This window comes from Paraburkholderia sp. J12, assembly GCF_905220215.1.
Lineage (GTDB): Bacteria > Pseudomonadota > Gammaproteobacteria > Burkholderiales > Burkholderiaceae > Paraburkholderia.
Genome location: NZ_CAJMZC010000020.1, coordinates 34,343 through 57,155, shown reverse-complemented (window position 1 = coordinate 57,155; position 22,813 = coordinate 34,343). Strand labels below are relative to the sequence as shown.

General features: G+C 67.2%; 21 protein-coding genes and 1 riboswitch. Of the genes, 12 read left to right on the top strand and 9 right to left on the bottom strand.

Annotated features, from left to right (window positions below; genetic code table 11):
- Positions 1-27: 27 nt before the first annotated feature.
- Positions 28-224, bottom strand: a riboswitch (cobalamin riboswitch).
- Between the two features lie 240 nt (positions 225-464).
- From U5760_RS28765 to ugpB, 3 genes are all read left to right on the top strand, one after another.
- Positions 465-1,001: a MarR family winged helix-turn-helix transcriptional regulator gene (locus U5760_RS28765; protein ID WP_322015710.1), complete on the top strand. Its 537-nt coding sequence runs from the start codon at positions 465-467 to the stop codon at positions 999-1,001.
- A complete protein-coding gene (locus U5760_RS28760; protein WP_322015709.1) occupies positions 998-2,230 on the top strand; it encodes an MFS transporter in 1,233 nt (410 codons plus the stop codon). The genes U5760_RS28765 and U5760_RS28760 overlap by 4 nt, the downstream gene beginning before the upstream one ends.
- 239 nt (positions 2,231-2,469) lie before the next feature.
- On the top strand, positions 2,470-3,753 hold the full coding sequence (ugpB, locus tag U5760_RS28755) for a sn-glycerol-3-phosphate ABC transporter substrate-binding protein UgpB (protein WP_322015745.1): 1,284 nt from the start codon (positions 2,470-2,472) through the stop codon (positions 3,751-3,753).
- Positions 3,754-3,860: 107 nt separating this feature from the next.
- Here ugpB and U5760_RS28750 read toward each other — a convergent pair whose 3' ends face one another.
- A complete protein-coding gene (locus tag U5760_RS28750) occupies positions 3,861-5,711 on the bottom strand; it encodes an acyl-CoA dehydrogenase (RefSeq protein WP_322015708.1) in 1,851 nt (616 codons plus the stop codon).
- A 137-nt stretch (positions 5,712-5,848) separates the two neighbouring features.
- A complete protein-coding gene (locus U5760_RS28745) occupies positions 5,849-6,400 on the bottom strand; it encodes a carboxymuconolactone decarboxylase family protein (protein ID WP_322015707.1) in 552 nt (183 codons plus the stop codon).
- 115 nt (positions 6,401-6,515) lie between these two features.
- On the opposite strand from U5760_RS28745, the gene U5760_RS28740 reads away from it, so the two are divergent.
- Positions 6,516-7,433, top strand: coding sequence for a LysR family transcriptional regulator (locus U5760_RS28740; protein ID WP_322015706.1), 918 nt, complete (start codon positions 6,516-6,518; stop codon positions 7,431-7,433).
- Between the two features lie 20 nt (positions 7,434-7,453).
- Here U5760_RS28740 and U5760_RS28735 read toward each other — a convergent pair whose 3' ends face one another.
- A complete protein-coding gene (locus tag U5760_RS28735) occupies positions 7,454-8,638 on the bottom strand; it encodes a peptidase (protein WP_322015705.1) in 1,185 nt (394 codons plus the stop codon).
- A gap of 290 nt (positions 8,639-8,928) precedes the next feature.
- On the opposite strand from U5760_RS28735, the gene U5760_RS28730 reads away from it, so the two are divergent.
- From U5760_RS28730 to U5760_RS28710, 5 genes are all read left to right on the top strand, one after another.
- The gene (locus U5760_RS28730; RefSeq protein WP_322015704.1) at positions 8,929-10,980 is read left to right on the top strand and encodes a bifunctional diguanylate cyclase/phosphodiesterase; all 2,052 of its coding nucleotides are present in this window, start codon (positions 8,929-8,931) and stop codon (positions 10,978-10,980) included.
- Between the two features lie 418 nt (positions 10,981-11,398).
- Positions 11,399-11,785 (top strand): hypothetical protein, encoded by a 387-nt coding sequence (locus U5760_RS28725; protein ID WP_322015703.1) that lies wholly within the window; start codon positions 11,399-11,401, stop codon positions 11,783-11,785.
- 4 nt (positions 11,786-11,789) lie between these two features.
- Entirely contained in the window at positions 11,790-12,170 is a 381-nt protein-coding gene (locus U5760_RS28720; protein ID WP_322015702.1) for a hypothetical protein, read from the top strand.
- A 23-nt stretch (positions 12,171-12,193) separates the two neighbouring features.
- The gene (locus tag U5760_RS28715; RefSeq protein ID WP_322015701.1) at positions 12,194-12,709 is read left to right on the top strand and encodes a lytic transglycosylase domain-containing protein; all 516 of its coding nucleotides are present in this window, start codon (positions 12,194-12,196) and stop codon (positions 12,707-12,709) included.
- A gap of 99 nt (positions 12,710-12,808) precedes the next feature.
- A complete protein-coding gene (locus tag U5760_RS28710; protein WP_322015700.1) occupies positions 12,809-13,936 on the top strand; it encodes an FUSC family protein in 1,128 nt (375 codons plus the stop codon).
- A 26-nt stretch (positions 13,937-13,962) separates the two neighbouring features.
- Here U5760_RS28710 and U5760_RS28705 read toward each other — a convergent pair whose 3' ends face one another.
- Complete coding sequence (locus U5760_RS28705) at positions 13,963-14,856, bottom strand: LysR family transcriptional regulator (RefSeq protein WP_322015744.1); 894 nt, start codon at positions 14,854-14,856, stop codon at positions 13,963-13,965.
- Between the two features lie 85 nt (positions 14,857-14,941).
- Here U5760_RS28705 and U5760_RS28700 point away from each other — a divergent pair, with 85 nt between their 5' ends.
- On the top strand, positions 14,942-15,718 hold the full coding sequence (locus U5760_RS28700; RefSeq protein WP_322015699.1) for an NAD(P)H-dependent oxidoreductase: 777 nt from the start codon (positions 14,942-14,944) through the stop codon (positions 15,716-15,718).
- 44 nt (positions 15,719-15,762) lie between these two features.
- Here U5760_RS28700 and U5760_RS28695 read toward each other — a convergent pair whose 3' ends face one another.
- Positions 15,763-16,689, bottom strand: a complete 927-nt coding sequence (locus U5760_RS28695; protein WP_322015698.1) for a LysR family transcriptional regulator — start codon at positions 16,687-16,689, stop codon at positions 15,763-15,765.
- 197 nt (positions 16,690-16,886) lie between these two features.
- Between U5760_RS28695 and U5760_RS28690 the strand changes: the two genes are divergently transcribed.
- Positions 16,887-17,834, top strand: a complete 948-nt coding sequence (locus U5760_RS28690; RefSeq protein WP_322015697.1) for a cupin domain-containing protein — start codon at positions 16,887-16,889, stop codon at positions 17,832-17,834.
- On the opposite strand, the gene U5760_RS28685 is transcribed toward U5760_RS28690, so the two are convergent.
- The 4 genes from U5760_RS28685 to U5760_RS28670 form a co-directional block, all read right to left on the bottom strand.
- The gene (locus U5760_RS28685) at positions 17,740-18,852 is read right to left on the bottom strand and encodes a lysylphosphatidylglycerol synthase domain-containing protein (protein WP_322015696.1); all 1,113 of its coding nucleotides are present in this window, start codon (positions 18,850-18,852) and stop codon (positions 17,740-17,742) included. The two genes, U5760_RS28690 and U5760_RS28685, sit on opposite strands and share 95 nt — an antisense overlap.
- A gap of 50 nt (positions 18,853-18,902) precedes the next feature.
- Positions 18,903-20,039 carry a bacteriohopanetetrol glucosamine biosynthesis glycosyltransferase HpnI gene (gene hpnI, locus U5760_RS28680; RefSeq protein WP_322015743.1) on the bottom strand — a complete coding sequence of 379 codons (1,137 nt, stop codon included), beginning with the start codon at positions 20,037-20,039 and terminating at the stop codon, positions 18,903-18,905.
- Between the two features lie 363 nt (positions 20,040-20,402).
- Positions 20,403-20,753: a hypothetical protein gene (locus U5760_RS28675; protein WP_322015695.1), complete on the bottom strand. Its 351-nt coding sequence runs from the start codon at positions 20,751-20,753 to the stop codon at positions 20,403-20,405.
- A 208-nt stretch (positions 20,754-20,961) separates the two neighbouring features.
- A complete protein-coding gene (locus tag U5760_RS28670) occupies positions 20,962-22,461 on the bottom strand; it encodes a dipeptidase (RefSeq protein ID WP_322015694.1) in 1,500 nt (499 codons plus the stop codon).
- Between the two features lie 84 nt (positions 22,462-22,545).
- Here U5760_RS28670 and U5760_RS28665 point away from each other — a divergent pair, with 84 nt between their 5' ends.
- A complete protein-coding gene (locus U5760_RS28665) occupies positions 22,546-22,686 on the top strand; it encodes a hypothetical protein (RefSeq protein ID WP_322015693.1) in 141 nt (46 codons plus the stop codon).
- Positions 22,687-22,813 lie beyond the last annotated feature (127 nt).

The following is a 22,813-nucleotide window of genomic DNA, read 5'->3' as shown; positions in this document are numbered from 1 at the left end:
CACCGGGACACCCCGCCCGATGCGTATGCGTCGACGCCGTTCGATGGCAGGTCTCCTGGCTCGCGGGTCGACGCCCATTGCCGGCCTTCCCGGTTTCCCAGTGGCCCTTCTGGCATGGACTCGCCGCTCACAGTTGCGGGGGCAGCCGCAGACTCGAGGCGCTGGCGCCTGTACTGCGTTCCCTTTTGATCCCGTCGCCGGGAACCATCAGCGCGCAAGCGTAAGGGGCCGTGCTTTGCGACGTCAACTGTTTCGTCCGTTAGCGCATCAAACTGTCGACGCAACGGGCTTCGAAGGATGGGATTCGAAGGAAAATGAAAGAATCTGGAGGGTAATCGAAGGCAGGGAGATGGCGACGTCCGCATGGGCTTGCATTGCGAGGCGGCGGCAAAGAACGGCCGCTTGACATCGTACGTAAATATGTGCAATCTGCATATGTGCATCGTGCACATATAGGACTCGACATGACGGAGCGTCTGGAAAACCTGCTGGGCGTGCTCGCGCTCCTGATCGTGGACGATCTGCAGGCCGCCGGCGAGGAAGAAACCGATGCCGCCGGCCTCACGGCCCGCTCGATTCTCAACGCCGTTCACATGTACCCGGGCTGCACGATCGAAGAGCTGCGCACGGCCGTCGGTCTCTCGCATCCCGCGACGGTGCGCGCCGTCGCGGGACTCGTCGAGGCGGATCTCGTGAAGAAAGTGCCCGGTGCCGACCGGCGCGCCGTGTCGCTCACGCTCACTGCCGCCGGGCGGCGCGTCGTGGACCGCACGCTGGCGAACCGCAATGCCATTCTCGAACGGCTAACGCGCCATCTGAACGCGCGCGAGCGCCAGCAGCTGGATGCGCTGCTGCTCAAGATGCTCTGGAGCGAAACGCGGGACCCCGCGCACGCCATGCAGTTGTGCCGGCTCTGCGACGAAGCGCCGTGCCTGGCTGCCGGTTGCCCGGTCGAATGCCGCTCGGAAGGTTTGCCCATGCCGGCGGGACGCGCGAAATGAACGCGCCCGCGCGCCTGCCCTGGCGCTCCATCGTCGCGCTCAATGCCGTGTCGCTCCTGGCGCAGCTTGGTCAGTTCGGCGTGGGGTTTGCCGTGGTGCCGCAATGGCTTGCGCAGCGCGGCCTCGGTATCACGCAGCTCGGCAGCTTCGCTTCGGTGCAGTGGGCCGGCATGCTCGCGGGCATTCTGGCCGCGCCGGTACTCGCGCGCGGGCTCGGCGCGCGCCTCGCGGTGTTCGGCGGTCTGGCCGCAAGCGTGGCCGCCTTCGCCGCGCTCGCGGCATGGCGCTGGCCGCTTGTGCTCGCGCCGGGTTTTCTGCTGGGCTTTGGTGTGGGCGTGCGATGGATCGCGAACGAGACCTGGCTGTTTCGCCTCGTGCCCGAGGAGATGAGCGGCCGCTTCGTCGGCGCGCACGAGACGCTCATTGCGATTGCGGGCTTGCTCGGGCCGGCCGTGGCCCTGCTCGACGGAGCACGCGGTGCAGCCGCGCTCTGGATCGGCGCGTTTGTGACCGCGCTGGCCGGGCTGCCGCTTTTCGTGGCCTCGCTGCGCGCGCCGCTAGCCGTCGCACCGCTGCCGCTGCGGGATGCCGAATCGGCTTCGTCCGCGTTGCCTGGCGCTGCCGATATCGCATTGCGGCTCGGACTCCTTGCCGCAGCGGTGGCGGGCCTCGGCGATGGCGCTTTATATGGCCTCATGGCCAAGTTCTGCGAAGGCAACGGTTTCGGCTCGGCCCAATGCGCGCTGCTGCTCGTGTGTCTGGGCCTGGGTGGCGCGCTCGGCCAGTATCCGGTCGGCTGGGCCGCCGACCGCTGCGGCGTGCTCGCGGCCACCACCGCGTGTGGCGTGGCGGGTGCGGCGGCGGCCGTGGCGCTCGCCCTGGCGGGCGGCCGCTTCGCGTTTGCCGTGCCGGCCATGCTCGTGCTGGGCGTCGCCAGCAACGCGTTTCTCACGCTCGCCTGCATCACCGTTGCCGCGGCGCCGCGCGCCCAGATCGACCGCCGTATGCGGGCGGTTTCCGTCGTCTTCACGCTCGGCTCGATGTCCGGGCCGCTCCTTGCCGCGCAGGCCATGGCCCGCCTGGGCGCGAACCTGCTCATGTGGCAGATCGCTTTTGTCTGCGTCACCCTGTGCGCCTATGCCCTGGGCGTGCGACATGGCCTATCGGCACCGCTCGGCTCAAAGCACCGCAACGGTGCATCGGCGCGCCGGGGCGCGGCGGCAACCTGAGCGCCGCCGCCAGGCTGCTGGCTGTCCCATCCGGTCATCTGTCTGCCGCATGCCCATGCTACCCTTGCACCGCCTCCGGCGAGGCGATGCGCGGCGCCGAAGCGCTGCGAACGCTTTTACCGGCAGCTTTGTGTTCAGGTTTTCCCTACCGAAATTAACAACAGGAATAAACACAGATGAACAGGCACGACAATGGGCGCAAGAGTGGGCGCAGGGCATGGCGGGCTCTGGCGACGGGCATGCTGCTTGCCGGCAGCATTCAGGCCGCACACGCCGCCACCGAAATCCAGTTCTGGCATGCTATGGAGTCCGAACTGGGCGAGCGCGTGAATGCAATCGCAGATCAGTTCAACGCTTCGCAAAGCGAGTACAAGATCGTGCCGGTGTTCAAGGGCACTTACGACCAGACGCTGGCGGCGGGCATCGCCGCCTACCGCAGCGGCGACGCGCCGGCGATCCTGCAGGTCTATGAAGTCGGCACCGCGACGATGATGCAGGCGAAGAAGGCCGTCATTCCGGTGTACGACGTGATGAAGAACGCGGGCGTGCCGCTCGACGAAAAGGGCTTCGTGCCGACCATCGCCAGCTACTACAGCGACGCGAAGACGGGCCACCTCGTTTCGATGCCGTTCAACAGCTCGACGCCGGTGCTCTACTACAACCGCGACGCGTTCAAGAAGGCCGGCCTCAACCCCGACGAACCGCCGAAGACCTGGCCCGAAGTCGCCGCCGATGCGGCGAAGCTGAAGGCTTCGGGCATGAACTGCGGTTTCACGACGGGCTGGCAGGGCTGGATCCAGATCGAGAATTACAGCGCATGGCATGCGGCGCCGATTGCGACGCTCAACAACGGCTTTGACGGCACCGGTGCGCAACTGGAAATCAACAAGCCGCTGCAGGTCGCGCATATCGCTTTCCTGCAGAACATGGTGAAGCAGGGCACGTTCACGTACGTGGGCCGCAAGGACGAAGCCACGGCGAAGTTCTATAGCGGCGACTGCGGCATCATGATGGGTTCGTCGGGTGCGCTTGCGAACGTGCAGAAGTACGCGAAGTTCCAGTACGGCACGGGCATGATGCCCTACGATCCGACCGTGAAGGGTGCACCGCAGAATGCGATCATCGGCGGCGCGAGCCTGTGGGTGCTGGCAGGCAAGAACCCCGAGGTCTACAAGGGCGTGGCGAAGTTTCTCGCTTATCTGACCTCGCCGGCCGTGGCCGCGAAGTGGCACCAGGACACCGGCTATCTGCCGGTCACGAAGGCCGCTTACGACCTCACGCGCCAGCAGGGCTTCTACGAGCAGCATCCGGGTGCCGACACCGCGACGCGCCAGATGCTCAACAAACCGCCGCTGCCGTACACGAAGGGCCTGCGTCTTGGCAACATGCCGCAGATCCGCACGGTGATGGACGAGGAACTGGAGCAGGTGTGGATCGGCACGAAGACGCCGCAACAGGCGCTCGATTCGGCTAACGCACGCGGCAACGACCTGCTGCGCCGCTTCGAACAGCAGAGCAACTGAGCCTTAAAGCCCGTTATAACGCCGGGCAGCCGTTCGAAGTCCGAAAGCAAAACGGCGCGAGAGAATCTCTCGCGCCGTTTTTTGTGTCCCGGCACTGCACTATCGCATCAGAACCACGCGTCCTGCGCGTCGAGCGTCGTGCGATCCAGTGACGCGAGCAGATCGAATTGCGGCATCGTCTTGGGCAGCTCCCACGCGAAGAAGTATTGCGCGGCAGCGAGCTTGCCGCGATAGAAGTCCTCGTCCTGTGCTTGGCCTTGCGCGAGCGCGGCGCGTGCCGCGAGTACCTGTTCGAGCCAGATCCATGCGAGCACCACATGGCCGAACGCTTCCAGGTACACCGAAGCGTTGGCGAGCGTGACGTTGGGATCACCCGCCGACCAGAGCGTTTGCGTGACTTCCACGAGACGGCGCAGTGCCGTATCGAGCGCATGGGCATGTGCGGCGTCGGCGGCGTTGCCATTCGAGCGCGCGCTCTCGAGCGTGGCCTGGACGCGTTGCGAGAACAACTTGAGCGCCGCGCCGTTCTCGATCACCACCTTGCGGCCCAGCAGGTCGAGCCCCTGGATGCCGTGCGTGCCTTCGTGGATGGGATTGAGGCGGTTGTCGCGGTAGAACTGTTCGACGTTGTACTCGCGCGTGTAGCCATAGCCGCCGTGGACCTGGATGGCGAGATCGTTCGCCGCCAGACACCATTGCGAAGGCCAGCTCTTCGCAATCGGCGTGAGCAGATCGAGCAGCAGCGTATGCGGCGCGCGTTCGGTGTCGTCGCCGATCGCACTGGATTCGTCGATGAGCTTCGCGCAGTAGAGGTTGAGCGCGAGCGCCCCTTCCACGTAGCTTTTTTGCGCGAGCAGCATGCGGCGCACGTCTGCGTGCTCCACGAGCTTCACCTGCGGCGAGGCGGCATCCTTGCCGCCCGCTCCCACGGGCCGGCCTTGCGGCCGGTTGCGCGCGTAGTCGAGTGCGTGCAGATAGCCGGTGTAGCCGAGCATCGTCGCGCCGAGCCCCACGCCCACGCGCGCCTCGTTCATCATGTGGAACATGCAGGCCAGGCCCTGATGCGGTTTGCCCACCAGATAGCCGATCGCACCCGCGCGGCCGCCCGGCGTATGTTTCGTGCCCTCGCCGAAATTGAGCAGGCAGTTCGTCGTGCCGCGATAGCCCATCTTGTGATTGAGGCCGGCCAGCACGACGTCGTTGTGCTCGCCGCGCGTGCCGTCTTCGTTCACCAGGTACTTCGGCACGACGAAGAGCGAGATGCCCTTCACGCCCGGAATCAGCTTGCCGTCGGGGCCGGGGATCTTCGCCAGCACGAGGTGCACGATGTTCTCGGAGAGTTCGTGCTCGCCGCCGGAGATCCACATCTTGTTGCCGCGCAGGCGGTACTGCGCGCCGAACGGCGCTTCGCCCTCGTAGTCGGCGCGCGTGGCGATATCCGAAAGCGACGAGCCCGCCTGGGGTTCGGAAAGACACATCGTGCCGAAGTAGCGGCCCTCGAATTCGGGACGCACGAAGGTGTCGATCTGCTTCGGGCTGCCGTGCGCGAGCAGCAGGTTCGCATTGCCGATCGTGAGGAACGGATACGCGCTGGTGCCGACGTTCGCGCCGAGGAACCACGCGAAGCCGGCCTTTTCGACGACGAGCGGCAACTGCATGCCGCCGTACTCGTAGTCCTGCCCGGCGGCGGTGAGGCCGGCTTCGCTGAAGGCGTCGAGCGCGGCTTTGACCTCGGGGATGATCGTGACGGTTTCGCCGTCGAAGTGCGGTTCGTTCTGGTCGTTCTTCTTGTTGTGCGGGGCGAACAGGTCGGTCGCGATCTTTTCGCAGGTGTCGAGTGCCGCATCGAAGGTTTCGCGCGAGTGGTCCGCGTAGCGCGGAATGCGCGTGAGGCCTTCCACGTCGAGCCATTCGTAGAGCAGGAAGTTCAGGTCACGGCGGGAAAGAATCAGCGACATGGCGCACGCTCGCAGGAAAAGAAGTTCGATTCCCGTGAGCGTACACAAAATAGCACGATCGTGCTATTGAAAATTTCACGCGGCTGCGGTCGCTCTTTGCCGGGACGGGGCCTGGCGCAGAGCGACCCCGCGTGGGTTCACCCGTGTACCCGGGCGCGCACGACGGGAAAATCGATTTCGGTGTCCGCCGCGATGTTCAGATAGTTGGTCCACACATTCAGCGCGACGTGCTCCAGAATTTCGACGATCTGCGCATCCGTGTAGCCCGCGGCCCGCACGGCGTTCACGTCGTCGTTGCTCACGCGGCCGCGCTCGCGCGCGACCTTCGCAGCGAAGCGCACCGCGGCGTCGGCTTTCGGGTCGTTCGAGCGGCCGTTGCGGTTCGCGGTCATTTCGGCGTCGTCGAGTTTCGCAAGCTGCTTGCCGAGGTACGTGTGGGCGGAGAGGCAGTAGTCGCAGCCGTTGATTTCCGCGACGGCCAGCGCAATGCGCGTGCCGGTCTGCGCGCCCAGCGTGCCTTTGCCGAGCGCGCCGAAGAGGCCGAGGTGGCCTTCGAGCGCCGCCGCACTGTTGGCGATGACACGAAACATGTTGGGCACGGTGCCCAGTTGCTTGCCGACGGCTTCGAGCAGCGGTTGCGCGGCGGCCGGGGCGGCCTCGACCGTGGGGGGAGTGGGGATGCGTGACATGGTGACTTCTCCTGGAGAAAGGGTGTCGGGAGCGACAGGTGCCACGTTACGCACTTTCAATATCGGAGAGAATCCTGCAGTATTGGGAATCATCCTCCCAAAATGCGAGAGTACGATGGACCGTCTGGATGCCATGTCCGTGCTGGTCGCCGTGGTGGACGCGGGCAGCCTTTCCGCCGCCGCGCGGCGCCTCGGCATGCCGCTCGCCACGGTGAGCCGCAAGGTGGGCGAACTGGAAGCGCACCTCAAGACGCGCCTGCTCACGCGGACGACGCGCCAGCTCGCGCTGACCGAAGCGGGTGCGTCGTACCTGGCCGCGTGCCGGCGCATTCTCGAAGAGGTGGGCGAGGCCGAGCGCGCGGCGACGGGCGAGTACACCTCGCCCAGAGGCGACCTCACGATCACGGCGCCCGTGGTGTTCGGGCGCCTGCACGTGGTGCCCGTGGTGGCCGAATTCCTCGCGCTCTATCCTGAGATCGACGTTCGGCTCACGCTGGCGGACCGGGTGGTCAACCTGCTGGAGGATCATCTGGATGCGGCCGTGCGCATCGGCGAATTGCCGGATAGCGCGCTCGTGGCGCTCGGCCTCGGCGCGATCCGGCGTGTGGTCTGCGCGAGTCCGGGCTATCTGGCCGAGCATGGCGTGCCTCTCCAGCCGCGCGATCTCGCGCACCATCGCTGCATCACTTTCGAGGGCATCGCCTCCGCGCACAACTGGGTGTTCTGGAATGGCAAGACGCCGGTCACGCTGCCGGTGCATTCGCGGCTCGTCGTCAATACGGCGGAGGCGTCGATCGAGGCGGCGATACTGGGCGTGGGTCTCGCGCGCGTGCTGTCGTATCAGATTGCCGATGCGGTGGAGCAGGGCAAGCTCGATATCGTGCTCGATGCCTTCGAGCCCGAACCCTGGCCCGTGAGTCTCGTGCACGGCGGCCAGACGCCGCTGCCGCTCAAGCTGCGGGCATTTCTCGACTTCGCCGCGCCGCGTCTGCGCAACCGGATCGCGCAGACGCTGGGCGGCAGGAAAGCCTGAGCGAAGCGTCGATTACCTGGCTACCTGGCTACCTGACCCGCGGGTTGGGGCGCGAGCGCGGCATCGAAGAAGGTCAGCACGCGCGCGGCCGTCGCGTCGTGCACCGCCTCGCGATCGACGTCCGGGCCGTCCTTGCAGACCGTCGGCCGGCGCGCCGCCGCCGCCGGCAGGCACACGTCGACGAAGGTGTAGTGGGAGGCGCCCGGCACCATCAGCAGGCTCGACTGCGGCAGGAAGCCCGCGATCCGCTCGACGTTGGTGGCGGGCGGCGCGGTGACGTCGGCGGTGCCGGCGGCGAAGGCCACCGGGATATCGACGCTCGCGAACGAGGCCGCGTCGAAGGCTTCGCCGAGCGCGGGGGCAATCGCGAAGACGGCCTTGATGCGCGGGTCGCGGTACGAATCCCCGGAGTGCGCCATCGACTCGGCCATGGCCGGCGTGGGCGGCGCCATCAGGCTTGTGCTGTCCGCGCGCCGGTTTGCTTCGGGCGGCGTGCAGATCGCGTCGGCCTCGCGCGAGCGGCAGAACGCTTCGAATGCCGCGAGGCGCGTGCGCGCGCCGGCCAGTTCCAGCACGGTGTAGCCGCCGAGCGAAAAGCCCATCGCGCCGATTCTCGATGCGTCGATACGCGGGCCGAACACCGGATCGGCGAGCAGGGCGTCGAGCGCTTCGCTAACGTCGGTCGCGCGTTCCCACCAGAGCAGGAAGCCCTCGCGCGTGAGCGGTTCGAGCGCGTTGTTGCCGGGGTGATTGACGCCCGCCACGATATAGCCGTGCGCGGCGAGATCGGCGGCAAGCCAGTCTTCGTCGCTCGCGCTGCCGCCGGTGCCGTGCGAGAGCAGGATCAACGGATAGCGCGCTTGCGCCGCGGAGGGTTCGCCGGCGCGGGCTACCGGGTGGCCGCGAAAGAGCGGGTCGTCGGGGGCGCCCAGGTTGTTGGGCACTTCGGGCACGCTCGCATCGACGGGATACCAGATCGTCGTGAGCAGGCGCTGCGTTTTGGCGCCGCGCCAGTTGCGCTCGACGGGAGGGACGATCGAACGCTGCGCTTCGCCGACGTGGTAGCTCGCATCGGTAGCGGGTTCTTCTGCGCGGGCGGGAGAGGAAGCCAGGAGAGGCGTTGCGAACAGGAGCGCCACGACCGTGGCCCGTGCGTAATGCCAGATCTTGTGGTGCGAGGTGGTTGCCTTGCCTGAGCCAGCCATTAGGTGTCCCCCGATTGTTTGCGACGTGTGTTTGAAGCGTGCCCGCGCTGTTGTGCGAAGCGTTGCCTGAACTGTTACCTAAGCGCTCCGGAGTTCGATTCTATTGATTCTGCCGTTTGCGGTTGCGCTGGATGAGCAGCCTTGCGCGTGCCCACCCGCAGTCCCGCCGATGCGCCGGCGCAACGGCCCGCGACGCCCCGCGAATGCGCTACCGGCGCCCGCGCGGGTCGTGCTATCGTGCTGCCGCCGCGGGGTAATTTCATGGCCGACAAGAAGGAGATCAAACTGTGATGACCGTGCTGGGTTGCATCGTCTTCAGGCACAATCCCTGGCTTGTCATGGTCGCCGCGCTGATCTGCGGGGCGGGCTCATGGGTGAGCGCGAGGCTCGTGCTGCGCGCGTTCGGGGCCGCCGGCCTGCAGCGCGCCGGATGGATCTTCCTCACAGGCATTTCCGCGGCCGTGGCCATCTGGTGCACGCACTTCGTCGCGATGCTCGGTTTCGATCCGGGCGTGCCGGTCGGCTTCGATCCCGTGCAGACCATCGTCTCGCTCTTCATCGCGCTTGCGGGCAGCCTTGGCGGGGTGGCCATCGCCACGAGCCGCGTGACGCGTTTCGCGCCCGCCGTGGGCGGCGCTGTGCTCGGCCTCGCTGTCGCGCTCATGCACTACGCGGGGATGCTGGCTTACCGCGTGGAAGGTGCCGTGAGCTGGAATCACCTCTATCTTGTGGCGTCGATCGTCCTTTCGGTCGCCTTCGGCGCCGCTGCGCTGCAGCGCGCCGCTTCGCGCGGGCCGGACTGCGCGCCTTCGGTGGCGGCGCTGCTCGCGACGGGCATCGCCGCGCTGCACTTTACGGGCATGGCGGCCTTCCAGGTCGTGCCCATGCCCATCGCCGGCGCGTTCTCGAATCCCTCGGCGCTCCATGCGCTCGCGCTCGCCGTGGCCGGCATGGCGTTCATCATCGCGGGCGCGGGGTTCGTGAGCTATCTGCTCGACGACAGCGTGCGCGCGGAATCCGTCGAACACCTGCGCGCCATGGCGCTGAGCGACGTCCTCACGGGCCTGCCCAATCGCGCGGGTTTCAATGAACGGCTCGATCTGGAGATCGCGCGCACGGACGCGCGGCAAGGCAAGCTCGCGCTGGTCGGCATCGACCTGAACCGCTTCAAGGACGTCAACGATTTGCGCGGCCATCATGCCGGCGACGAAGTCCTGCGCATCCTCGCGCGGCGTCTCGCGAGCCTGCTGGGGAACGAGGAGTTCGTCGCGCGCGTGGGCGGCGACGAATTCGTGGCGATCAAGCGCTTCGGCGCGCGCGAGGAACTGATGGATTTCCTCGAGCGTCTCGAGATCGCGCTGTTCAGGCCGATTCGCTACGACGACTGGGAAATCGTCTCGGGCGCGAGCCTCGGCGTGGCGATCTATCCCGACGACGCCACCACGAAAGCCGTGCTCATCAACAACGCCGATCTCGCGATGTATCGCGCGAAGGCCGATATCGCCCACGCGGTGTGCTTCTACGAGCCCGCCATGGACGAGATCGCGCGGGCGCGCCGCACGCTCGCCGCCGATCTGCGCGATGCGCTGGCGCGCAACCAGCTGAGCGTGTATTACCAGGTGCAGACTTCCGTGTCGAGCCGCGAGATTCGCGGCTACGAGGCGCTGCTGCGCTGGGAGCATCCGCGTCGCGGCTTCGTGCCGCCTTCCGAATTCATTCCGCTGGCGGAGGAAAACGGCCTCATCCTGACCATTGGCGCGTGGGTGCTGCGCGAAGCCTGCTCGCGCGCAGTGTCGTGGGTGCCGCCTTACAAGGTCGCGGTGAATCTCTCGCCCGTGCAGTTCGCGCATGCAGACCTGCCGAAGCTCGTGGAAGACGTGCTGAAAGAGACCGGCCTCGCCCCTTCGCGGCTCGAACTCGAGCTCACCGAATCGACGATCTTCGCCGACCGCGAGCGTTCGCTCACAGTGCTCCAGCAGATCAAGGCGCTGGGCGTGAGTCTCGCGCTCGACGACTTCGGCACCGGATATTCGTCGCTCGATACGCTGCGCTCGTTTCCGTTCGACAAGATCAAGCTCGACCAGTCGTTCGTGCGGGAAACCGAATCGAGCCGCCAGGCCACGGCGATCGTGCGCGCCGTGCTCGCACTCGGCAAGAGTCTGGGGATTCCGGTGCTGGCCGAAGGCATCGAAACCCAGGACCAGCTCGCGCTGCTGGCGGGCGAGGGCTGCGACGAAGTGCAGGGCTTCCTGCTGGGCCGGCCCGCGCCGCTCAGCCAGATCATCGCGAGCGGCCAGCTTTCGCTGGGCGCAGCGGGCGCGCAGCCGATCCTCGCGGGCTGAGCGGACGCACTCATCGGGGTCCGGGCCGGGTCCGGTTCCGATGTTCGGTTAATCGATTAGCAATCCAGATGATTTGCGCAACGCGTAGTCGCCAGCATCGGTGGTGAAGAAGTCCCGCGCCATTTCGGTGCATACACATCATTCGTCAGATGAAAAGCGCCTGCCAGGCAGGCCGATATGACGTGCGCAAGGCACGCGGCACAGGCGCGTCGCGTCCGCGCTACGGCACCGTTATTACGCATATTGACGAAGCAGTTCTCTGCGCGATTGTCCGTGTGCCGCGCAGCGGCTTGCGCGCCAGGGCGTCCTGGCGAGCGAAGTCTTTCTATTTGGCAAACGTTTGCTGCCCGGGTATCAAGTTGCGCCCGGATCAGGCCGAAAACGCGCTCATAGCCATGAGACCTTGGAGGGGTTGGACGTGAAGCGGGCCGCGCTACTACTCGCATTACTCGCGCTACTTGCCGTGACGGGCTGCGCACAACTGCCGCAGGGCAACACGGCGCAAGCCGCCAAGCCGGCAGTGCCGGGCGAAATCCTGCACCTCGACATTCCGGCCGACGCACTCGGCGCGCGCGATCCGCAGCTCACGGCCGTGCTCGCGAAGGCGGGCGCGCTGGCGGCGGCGCAGAAGCAGCCGACGGTGATCCGCGTGACGGCGCTGGGTCAGGACCTGCCGTACCTCAACCAGGCCATCTGGAAGGGCGTGCCGCCCCAGCAGGCCGGCAAGCTCACGCTCGAAAACCTGACGGCGGGCGCGAACCAGCCATACAGCGTGTCGATCAAGCCGCTGCAATCGGGGAGCTGATGCGATGCGACGTTACCGCCCTGGCCGCGCCCCGGCCCCGACCATCGCCCTGACTGTGGTTCTGACTTCGTGTGTTTCCGCTGCCTGGGCGGGACAGCCGGCTGCGGCCGCTCCGGCACAGCAGGTGGCCTCGGTTGCGCCGCCGGGCGCCGCCGCGGACAAGGTGTATCCGCCGTTGCCGACGCTCGCCATGCTGCCGCCTGCTGCAAGCGACGACGACGACCTCACGCCGGCCGCGCCGCACAGCAGCAATGCGCGCAAGAAGAAGCTGCGCCGTCCGGATTGCCATTGCAGCGCGCCTTCGCCGCATCTCGTGGTGTCGGACGAATCGCGCGCCTATCTGCAGGACATCGAGCATCAGCTCGACGTCGCACTGGCGCGATGACGCGCGCCACGGAGGGACGACCCATGTCTGCGCTTCGCTGCCTGTTCGTGCGCCGTTTGTTCGCGCGCCGTTCGCGGCGCCTCGTTGCTTGTGCCAGTGCCGCGCTGGCCGCCGCCGTTGCACTCGGTTCGGCGCCGGCGCGTGCCGATGCGCCCGCCGACGAATGCTTCGAGAAGGCCGGCGCCTATCAGGGCGTCAATCCGCTGGTGCTGCGCGCCGTGGCATGGCGCGAGTCGAAGGGCGATGCGGCGGCCGTCAACCGCAACGCCAATGGCTCGATCGACGTGGGGCAGTTGCAGATCAACTCGATCCATTTCCCGGACCTCGCCCGCCAGGGCATTCCGCACCGCGCGCTGATCGATCCCTGCGTGAACATCTATGTGGCCGCGTGGCTTCTCAAGCAGAAGATGGTGCGCTACGGCAACACCTGGCGTGCCATCGGCGCCTATCACTCGGAGTCGCCGCACGAGCGCGATGCCTACGCGCGCAGCATTCAGGCGATTCTCGTGAGCTGGGGGCAGTTGCTGCCCGCGCACTGATCCCGTCGTGCGGGTCGATTTGCCGGGGCAGGGCAATACGGCGACGTGCAGCCTATACTGGCTTTCGCGGTCTGAAGCCCGATCGACAGGACGGAGCCGATGCGATTCGATCCCCAGTACTTCAACGCCTGGCTCGAACGGGTTGACCCGGGGGCGCATCGACGCGTGAAGGGGCTGCGGCTCGTCACCGCGTATGGCATCGCCATGGGGCTGGGCACGCTGCAAGGCGTGACGGCCGGGTTGCCCGCGAACGTTTCGGCCGGCACGCTGGCGGGCGGCTTCGCGCTGTGGGCGAGCGTGTCCGAAGCGCAGACCGCCCGCTACGCATCCACGCGCGACCTCGCCATTCTGTGTGTTGCGGCGGCCCTGGGGGCCGTGCTCTTCGCGCTCCTCGTGCCGCTGAGCGGCACACCGTTCCTGATGTCGCATGGACTGGGCGGCGGCGAATGGATCCTCGTGACCGGGGCGTTTTTCGCGGGTTTGCTCAAGCGTTATGGGAGCATCGGCGCGGGCGTGGGCTCGCAGGTCTATATCGGGCAGTTGCTTGCGTATGGCGCGCATCTCGGCCCCGGGGATCTTGGGGCGATCGCCCTTTCCTGCCTCATCGCGATACTGGCCGCCGCCGTGCCGCGCCTCCTGAGCGGTCCCGCCGAACTACCCGCGGTTCCCGCCGTTGCGCCGGGCGCGGCGACCTCCCGCAGCAAAGCGTTCCTGCGCTCCGCCGAACTGGCGATGGGCGTTCAGGCCGCCGTTGCGGCGGCCATCGTCGTGGTCCTGCATAGCGTGTGGGGGCTCGTGGAATCGGCGTGGGCAATCACCGCCTGCGTTTATGTCGTCACCGCGACGGCCGCCGGCACGATGGAGCGTGTGCGGCGGCGTATCGTCGGCACGCTGGTGGGCGTGCCGCTCGGGCTCGCCTGCCTGCCCGCGGCGGAGCATGCGCCGCTTCTCGTCTGGGTGGCGGCGTCGCTCGCGATGATCGTCTACGCCATGGCGCTTCCCGAGCGCTACGACGTGGCCTGCGGAGCATTTGCCTTTGCGCTGGTGGTCACGCTCGCGGCAACGGGCGAGCATTCCGTTGCGGTTCTCGTGGCTCGCGCCTGGGAGACCGTGCTGGGCGGGGCGCTGGGTCTCGCGATGGCGGTGTTCGTTTTCCCGGTGCGTGCGGAGCCGCCCGCTGTGGCCGATGCCTCCAGCGATACCCGCAGACCGCCCGGGCCCGGTTAAATCTGGTTTGAGCGGTCGGGCGCGGCTCAGAGGGACGCGACGATCAACTCGCGCAGCCAGCGATGCGCGGGATCGCGATGCGAGCGTTCGTGCCAGAGCATCGACATTTCATAGCCCGGCACCTCAACCGGCGCTTCGACCACGCGCAGTGCCGCGTGCTGGCGGGCAAGCCGCTCGGGCACCATCGCCACGAGATCGGTGTTCGCCACCACCGACAGCACGAACAGAAAATGCGGCACGGAGAGCACGACGCGCCGCGCGAGCCCCACGGCGGCGAGGGCGGTGTCGGTGACGCCGTGAAAGCCGCCGCCGTCCGGCGAGACGATCACGTGTTCGAGGGCGCAGAACTGCGCGGCGGTCGGTCGCCGCTTCAGGCGCGGGTGCCCGGCGCGGCCCGCGAGCACGTAGCGCTCCGTGAACAGCGCACGGCGCCGCAGGTTGGGCGGCGAGCCCTCGGTGGTGTGAAACGCGAGATCGATCTGGCCGTGTTCCGCCTGTTTTTCGATGCGCGGCGGCACGAGTTCGACCACGGCGAGCCGCGTGTGGGGCGCGCTCGCGCGCAACGTGGGCAGCATGGGTTGCACGAGCGTGGATTCGGCGTAGTCGGTTGCCGCGAGGGTCCACGTATGGCGTGCGCTGGCCGGATCGAACGGATTTTCGGGTGCGACGGCGCCCGCGAGCGCTTCCAGTGCCTGACGCAGCGGCTCGCGCAGCGATTCGGCGCGTGCGGTGGGTCGCATGCCGCGCGGACCCGGCAGCAGCAGCGGATCGCCAAAGATCTCGCGTAGTCTCGCCAGTTGCACGCTCACCGTGGGCTGCGAAAAGTGCAGGCGCTCGGCAGCGCGCGTGACATTGTGCTCGGCGAGCAATGCGTCCAGCGTCACCAGCAGGTTCAGATCCAGCTTCCTGAGATTGCCGATCATAATAGCTCGTATTTCAGATATTCATTTTCAATATACCAGAGCGCGGCCTATGCTGATCCCACACGGATACAGGAGCCGCGCAATGAATGTTCTGCTTGTCTATGCCCATCCCGAACCTCGCTCGCTGAACGGCACGCTCAGGGACTTCGCGATCGAGCGGCTTGCCGCAGCCGGGCACACGGTAGAGGTCTCGGATCTCTATGCGATGAACTGGAAGGCGGTGCTCGACGCCGAGGACACTACCGGGCGTCTCGACGCCGGGCGCTTCGACGCGTCGCTCGATTCGAAACACGCCTACAGGAATGGTCTGCAAAGCGCCGACATCGTGCGCGAGCAGCAAAAGCTGATGCGCGCCGATACCGTGATCCTGCAGTTTCCGCTGTGGTGGTTTTCGATGCCTGCCATCCTGAAGGGCTGGGTGGAGCGGGTCTATGCCTACGGCTTCGCCTATGGCGTGGGCGAGCACTCCGATGTGCGCTGGGGCGAACGCTACGGCGAAGGCACTCTGGCCGGCAAGCGTGCGATGCTCGTGGTCACTACGGGCGGGTGGGCTTCGCACTATGGACCGCGCGGGATCAACGGCCCGATGGAGGACATCCTCTTTCCCATCCATCACGGCATTCTCTATTACCCGGGTTTCGAAGTGCTGCCGCCCTATGTCGTGCACCGCACGGGCCGCATGGACGAGACGCGCTTCGAAACGATCCGCAACGAACTGGGTGAGCGGCTCGATACGTTGCAGCAGACGCAGCCCATCGCGTTTCGTCCGCAAAACGCAGGCGACTACGAGATTCCGGCGCTTACGCTACGCGAAGAGATCGCACCGGGCCGCGTGGGCTTTGCCGCTCACGTGGCGTGACAGGGAGCGCGAAGCGATGCAGCTTTCCGGGAGATAGGCATCGCTTAGCTTTCCCAATAACTTTCGCGGCGATACAGCGCGGCGTAGAAGTCGATGAAGGCGCGCACCTTCGAAGAAACGGTTTTCTTCGGTGGATACACGGCCCAGATGGCGGGCTCGGCGCGCGTGGGCCGCGCTTCCCAGTCGGGCAGTACGCGGATGAGCCGGCCCTCGCGGATCGCGGCGCCCGTCGCCCAGGCGGGCAGCAGGGCCACGCCGCGCCCGGCGACGGCGAGATCGAGCAGCGCTTCGGTATCGTCCACGCGCAGGCGGCCTTGCAGTTGCACGGCCGCTTCCTCGGGCGTGCCCGCGCGGGCGCGGTTCGCAAGGAACCAGCGGTCGTCGGGGGCCAGGGCGAAGCGCAGCGCCGTATGCTGCGCGAGATCGGCCGGGGTAAGCGGCGTGCCGTGCTGCGTCACATAGCCGGGACTTGCGCACACGATCCGCCGATGCGGCGCGAGCTGCCGCGCCATCAACTGCGAGTCGGGCAGTGCGCCGATGCGGATCGCGACGTCGATACCCGCGTCGATCACGTTGAGCACGCTTTCCGTGATGACGCAGTCCACGTCGATCTTCGGATAGCGTTCCATGAATTCGGGCAGATGGCGCACGATATGGCGGCGCCCGAACGCGCCCGGCATCGTCACGCGCAGGAGGCCGCGCGGCGAGCGGTTGAGCGAAGCGGCGGCTTCGCGGGCTTCTTCGAGGCTCTTTTCCACGAGCCGCGCATGCTCGCGAAACACCCGGCCGCCCTCCGTGAGTACGAGCCCGCGTGTGGACCGATTGAAGAGTGCAATGCCCAGATCGGCTTCGAGCTCACCGATATGGCGCGAGACGGTGGAGGTTTTGACGCCCGTGCGCTCCGCAGCCTGGCTGAAACTGCCGAGTTCGGCGGCGTGCAGAAAGGCGCGAATGGCCGAGAAGTAATCCATGCGTGGCATTCCGGGGGGATTTCCCCGATTGTACGGGACAGTGAGCCGCTCCTGCCTGGCAGGAGCGCAGTTATCCCCTTTTTGCAAAGCTGATTTCGGCGGCGGGCGGTTCCGGCCGGTGCGGCGCAAACCTATATTGGTTTCCAGGCCGCCGCGCATCGCTTGCGCGGTTCCCGCAACCCGCAAGGAATACCGTCATGCTGAACACCACTTCCCCCGCCACGCTCGCGCTCGACGACGAAACCGTGACCCGCGATGCGCAGTACTTCGAATACACGTCCTCGGCCAATCCGATTGGTGCCAGGCTGATTTCGCGCGTGCCCTACCGTTCGTTTGCGAGCGCGCTTTACGATAGTGGCCCGACGCGCATCGTGCCGCTCGATCTTTCCACCGAACTGGGCTGCGACTATCCGGCCACGGGGCCGGGCCTGCTTGCGCACTTCGTCCGTGTTCTCGCCGGCGAATCCGTGAACCTGAATCCGAATGCGACCTCACAGGTGGGCTACGTGCTCGAAGGCTCGGGCGTGGTCACGCAGCAGGACACGGCATTCCGCTTCGGCGCGGGCGACTTTTTCGCGTTGCCCGGCGGCGCGCCGGTACACATCGCCGCCGATTCCACCACGCGCCTCTACTACGTCAACGACGGTCCGCTGCTCGCATACCTGGGCGTCGATTTCGGCCATGCGCGCTTCACGCCCACGCTGTACCCCGCGGCACGCGCGCAGGCCGAACTCGACCAGGTGGCGCGCGCGCCAGGCGCTGCGCAGCGCAACCGCGTGAGCATCCTGCTCGGCAATACGCACTTCCCGCAAACGCGCACGGTCACGCATTCGATGTGGGCGATGTTCGGCGTGATCACGCCGGGCACGGTGCAAAAGCCGCATCGTCATCAGTCGATTGCGCTCGACTTCATTCCGAACTGCAAGCCGGGTGTGTATACGCTCGTGGGTACGGAGCTGGACGCCGAGGGCAATATCGCCAATCCGCAGCGCGTGGACTGGACGCCGGGCATGGCGTTCGTCACGCCGCCCGGCTACTGGCACGCGCACTTCAACGAATCGGACGACGTGGCGCACGTGATCCCGCTTCAGGATGCGGGACTGCAGACTTACCTGCGCGCTCTGGATATCCGCTTCGCGCATTGAGCGCATTGGGTGTACCCCGTGCATTCGGTGCCTCGCGCCCGCCGGCATTCGCGCCGCGCGGGCGCGCTTCGGCGAATTGCCAGGCAATGAGGCCGGGCACGTAGAACAACAGGTCGCGGACCCGGCGCGCGCCGGCAAGCGCCAGACAGGTGGGCGCGTCGAAACCCAGCAGGCCGCCGATCAGCACGAAGCCGCCTTCCTGCACGCCCAGCCCGCCCGGCACGAGAAACGCAGCACTGCTAACGAGCTGGATGAGCGCTTCGATCACGAAGGCCTGGAGGAAGGTGGGCGACGCGCCGAGCACGTGCAGCGCGAGCCAGATCTCGAGCGCATAGCCTGCGCATTGCAGCGTCTGCCAGATGAACAGATAGCGCAGCACCACGCCCGTTTTCCGCCAGACCAGCTTGACGGACTGGTCGATGCGCGCCGACTTGCCCACGAGGTCGTACACCTTGCCGCTCGTGACGTGGTTGAGCACCTGCGCCGCGCGCTCGAACGGGCGCGCGTGCTGCACAAGCGCGAACATCAGCAGGATGGGGGCAAGCGCCGCGATGCCCCAGGCAAGCTGGCCGGCAAGGCGTGCCGTGTCGGACGAGGCCTGTTCGAGCAGGTAGCCGGCCGCCGCCAGTGCGTAGATCAACTGGCTCACGAGCGTGAGCTGCATATCGACGACGAGGCTTGCCGCCGCCGTGGCCGGGCGCACGCCCTGGCGGCCGAGCAGCCGGAACGACACGATCTCCCCACCCACGCGCGCGACCGGCAACAGGCCGTTGATCGATTCGCGCAGCCACACGAGCCGCAGCATCGTCGCGAAGCGCGGGCGCTCGCGCGCACGGATCAGCGTGCGCCAGTCCCAGGCGTTGGCGAGCATCGGCAGGATATGCGCCGCGGCGGCGAGCAGCAGGCCTGCGCCCGCGCCCTGCAACAGTCGAAAGATCGCGGCGGGATGATCGCGCCAGACCAGCCAGATCGCGATGGCGAGGCCGCATAGGGCGGCCGCGCGTCCGAGATGCTTCATCGATGAGCCACCGCCCTGTGTGTGTCGTTCTGGTGCCGCGCGTTATGCATTCAATCGTCGTGCAAGGGGGCAAGGAGGCCGTCGCCGTCGACGCTGAAGTGAAAGCCGCGCCAGACGACGCGCGACGAGCCGAAGCTGGCAACGAAGATCATGAACTGCACGATATCCCACATCGGCAGCAGCCACAATCCACGGCAGGGCTCGCCGATGGCCCGGTCGGTCTGCCATTTGAGCGCTGCGCGCGCGGCGAGGGCGGCCAGGGCGAGCGCCCATGCGGCGGGCGCGCCGCCCGAGGCCAGTACGGCCACGAGGGCGAGCGCGAACGGGTGCATCAGCGCGGAACCCAGATGGCCGCTGCGATCGGCGGCGCGGATCGTGCGGCTCCAGCGCAACTCGTGCGTGAAGAGGGCCGTGAAGGTGGTCTCCACGCACGCGTGCCGCACGGTGAACGCCGGCACGGCCACGCGTGCGCCGGTTGCGCGCACGGCCACGCCCAGCGCGTGATCTTCGGCGAGATGGTGAGCGAACTGCGCGAGGCCGCCGATGCGTTCGAGCATCGTGCGCGTGAGGGCGATGGTCTGCCCGAAACAGGGGCGGGCGCGGCCGATGGCGAGACCCGTCACGACGCCGGGCAGGAAGTGATAGTTCGTCGATGCCGCGGCGGCGCGCGGCCAGAAACCGGGGGCGCACAGGCCGCGATAGACGCAGGTGACGAGGCCCACCTCGGGTTGCTGCAGCGCGCCAACGATACGGCGCAGATAGTCGCGCTCGACGCTCACGTCGCTATCGGCGAAGCACAGCACGTCGTGTTCCGCATGGCCGAGCATGTTGACCAGATTGGCGATCTTGCGGTTGGGGCCGTAGAGCCGCGAATCGGCGATCACGCTGATGTGTGCGTGCGGATAGCGCGCGCGCAGCGTCTCCACGGTTTGCAGGGCGGCGTCGTTGGCGTCGTGCACGCCGAACAGGTAATGCACGGGCCCCGCGTAGTCCTGCTCGAAGAAACTCGCGAGATTGTGCTCGAGATGCCATTCGTCGCCGTGCAGTGGCTTGACGACGGTGACGCCGGGGTAACTGGCGGGGGCTTCGCACGGCTGAGCGAAGAAACGTCGCACGAGCACGCCCGCCACGCAGGTATAGACAATGCCCAACGCGGCGGCCGCGGCGCAGAGGGCGGCGAACAGCATGAGCAGCCCGTGCGCGAGTTGCCACAGGGTGAACGGCGAAACCGCAGTCAGCGCGAAGACCGCGCAGCAGAGGGTGAGCGCGGTGAAGAGCAAGGCAAGCGTAGCGCCGGTGTGCCCACGGGTCCGCTGGGCGCGCGAGACGCCCATTACGCCGGGTACGCGCGCGGAGCGCGGCGCGAGAATGCGTCGCTACTGCGACGGCGAACCTGCGGGTGCAGCCATTTCATGAGAGGAATACCCCCGCGACGCTTGTCGCAATGCTTCCGGCAGTATAGGGGCCGGTATTGACGCTCGTATGACGCATTGCGAACGGTCGTATTACCGCGTATTTCGGCCGCGGATGGGGACCGGTCATGGGACCGGTCACGGCAGCGCCGGATCGAACGTATGCCGGTTCAGCCGCACGTGCAGCAGGACAAGCAGGCGCCGCGGGCACTCGGGACCCAGGGCCACCGTGCGGCGCTGCCAGCCCACGAGCCGTGCGTGGCGGCTTGCAAGCGCGTCGCGGAACGCATCGCGGGCGAGGCCGCGCATCGCATAAACGCTGAGTGCAACCGCTACCGCCGCGCCCACGCGGAACGGCGCCGACGTGAAGACCGCCTGCGGCACTTGCAGCACGAGGATTGCAATGAAAACGACAGCCTGAATCAGGATGGCTGAAAGCGCGGCGAGTTGCAGATACGTGCGCAACTGTTCGATGAGCGGCGGCTTCATGATGAGATCGACTCCAACGCGCTGCGGGGAGGTGACGTTTGAGTGACGCGGGCCGAAGTCGCGTCCTGAGTTGCGTACTAAGTTGCGTCCGGGGGGTGCTCCCGGACGCTCCTGCGATCATAGCGGCCGAAGATGAAGAAAAGCTGAAGATCCGGTTCATCGGGCGCGGGGCCGCACCGGCGCCCCTGCGGCCCAAGCCGCGCGCCAGTCAGGCGAGCGACGACTCGAACACGCGCCGATAGTTGCCGCCTAGCAGCAGGTCGACTTCGGAGGCCGAGAACCCCGCGGCGAGCAGCGCGCTGCCGAGCGCCGGCAACTGCTCGTAGCTGCGAAAGACGGGTGGCGAGATGAAACCGAGCATATCGGTGCCGAGGCCCACGTGCTCCACGCCCACGACATCGGCCATATGTTTGAAGCCTTCGGCCATGCCGGCGATGCTGTGGAACGAACCCGAACTGGGCCACACGCCGATCACGCCGCCGGTTTGCGCAACGACGCGCGCGTGATCGGGACTGATGAGCCGGCTGCGCTCGCGCGGATGTTGCGAGAGCGCGGTATGCGAAAGCACGAGCGGCTTCGTCGTGACGGCGGCGGCGCGTTTCACCAGATCGTAAGTGCCGTGCGCGACATCGACCACGATGCCGAGCCGGTTGCAGCGCCGCACCACGTCCGCGCCGAAGTCGGTCAGGCCGCCGTGCACGGGCGCTTCGGTCTGGATATCGCCGAGTTCGTTCACGCGATAGTGCGTGAGTTGCAGATGGCGGAGCTGGTGCAGCGTGTAGGCCTCGTCCACGCGGTCGATCTGGCCTTCGAGAAAGTCGGCGCCTTCCGCCGCGATGATGGCGCGTGGGGCGCCCGATGACGGGCCGTCGAGCATGGCGGCGCTCGTGATGATCTCCAGTTGTTCGCGCGCCGCAAGTGCCTTCGCGCGCGCGAATTCCTGCTGGCCGAGATAGTAGAGCTCGCCCGGGTCGGGCTGGCGCCAGGCCTCGAAACGCTTGCGGTCGGCCGAAACGCGCGTGACCACCGTATCGGTCACGATGGCGAGGCACAGCACGTTCATGCCGCCCGCGCGCATGGAGGCGCTAACGGGGGTAAACGGCCGGCTCGCACCGATCTCCGGGTTGCGCGAGACGATCACGTGGCCCGCATGGCTGTGCATGTCGATCGTCAGCGCGTCGGCCGACGGCTGCCACGTGGGCGTGGAGGCGCTCGCGGCAGCGGGTGCCGATGCCGCCGACTCCGACGCCGTGGCGTCGGCCGGTTCCGTGTAATGCGCGAAGCGTCCCGGTGCGCAGGCGGCGAGGCCCAGCGCCGCGCCCGCGGCCAGGAACGCGCGGCGGCTCATCGGCGCCTGTGTGGCGGCGGCTATCGCGGCGCCTTCGAGCCGGTAGCGCCAGCCTGCGGGATCGTCCCGGAGGCGCATCAGACGGCCGCGCACGCGCACCGGTCCTGCCGTGACAGGTACCGCGTGCCGCGTTTCGACTTCCACACAGGAGAGCGGGTCGCGCGGCACGCAGCCGCCGCAACACGGCTCCTCTGCGGCGAGCAGGAAGTAGTCCGCGTGCGCGGCCTGCGGGTCGAGCGGAATCATCCAGCCGGTCATGTCAACGGCGCTCGCGTGCGATACCGCGGCGCTGTCGTCGCGGATGGCGGACCAGTCGGTTTGGGGCGGCGTGTGGGACGGGCGGTGGGCTGAGATCGGCATGGGCGGCGAGGGTCGTCGATTGGGGCGCGTGGGGAGATCATCGGATACTTCAACGCGCGACGGGCAGAAATCCGTCGCTGACCGGTGCGGAAGATTGCGTCGTTCTTTCTCGCGCTGGCGACCGCGCTCACCGCATGGCTGCACAATCAAACACTCGTCGAAATCCAGACGCGGCTACAGTTGCAGGGCAAGCAGAGGGTGCTGTTGCCGATGAACGTGCGTTGAGGCGCCGCACAGGCCGCTTTCCGGCGCGGCGCCTCGCGTGCATTGCCGTCATATCGCGGTTATAAGCGCTGCCATAAGAAGCGCATGCGAAATCCGCTATTGGGTTTAACCCGGCAGGGATGGCACA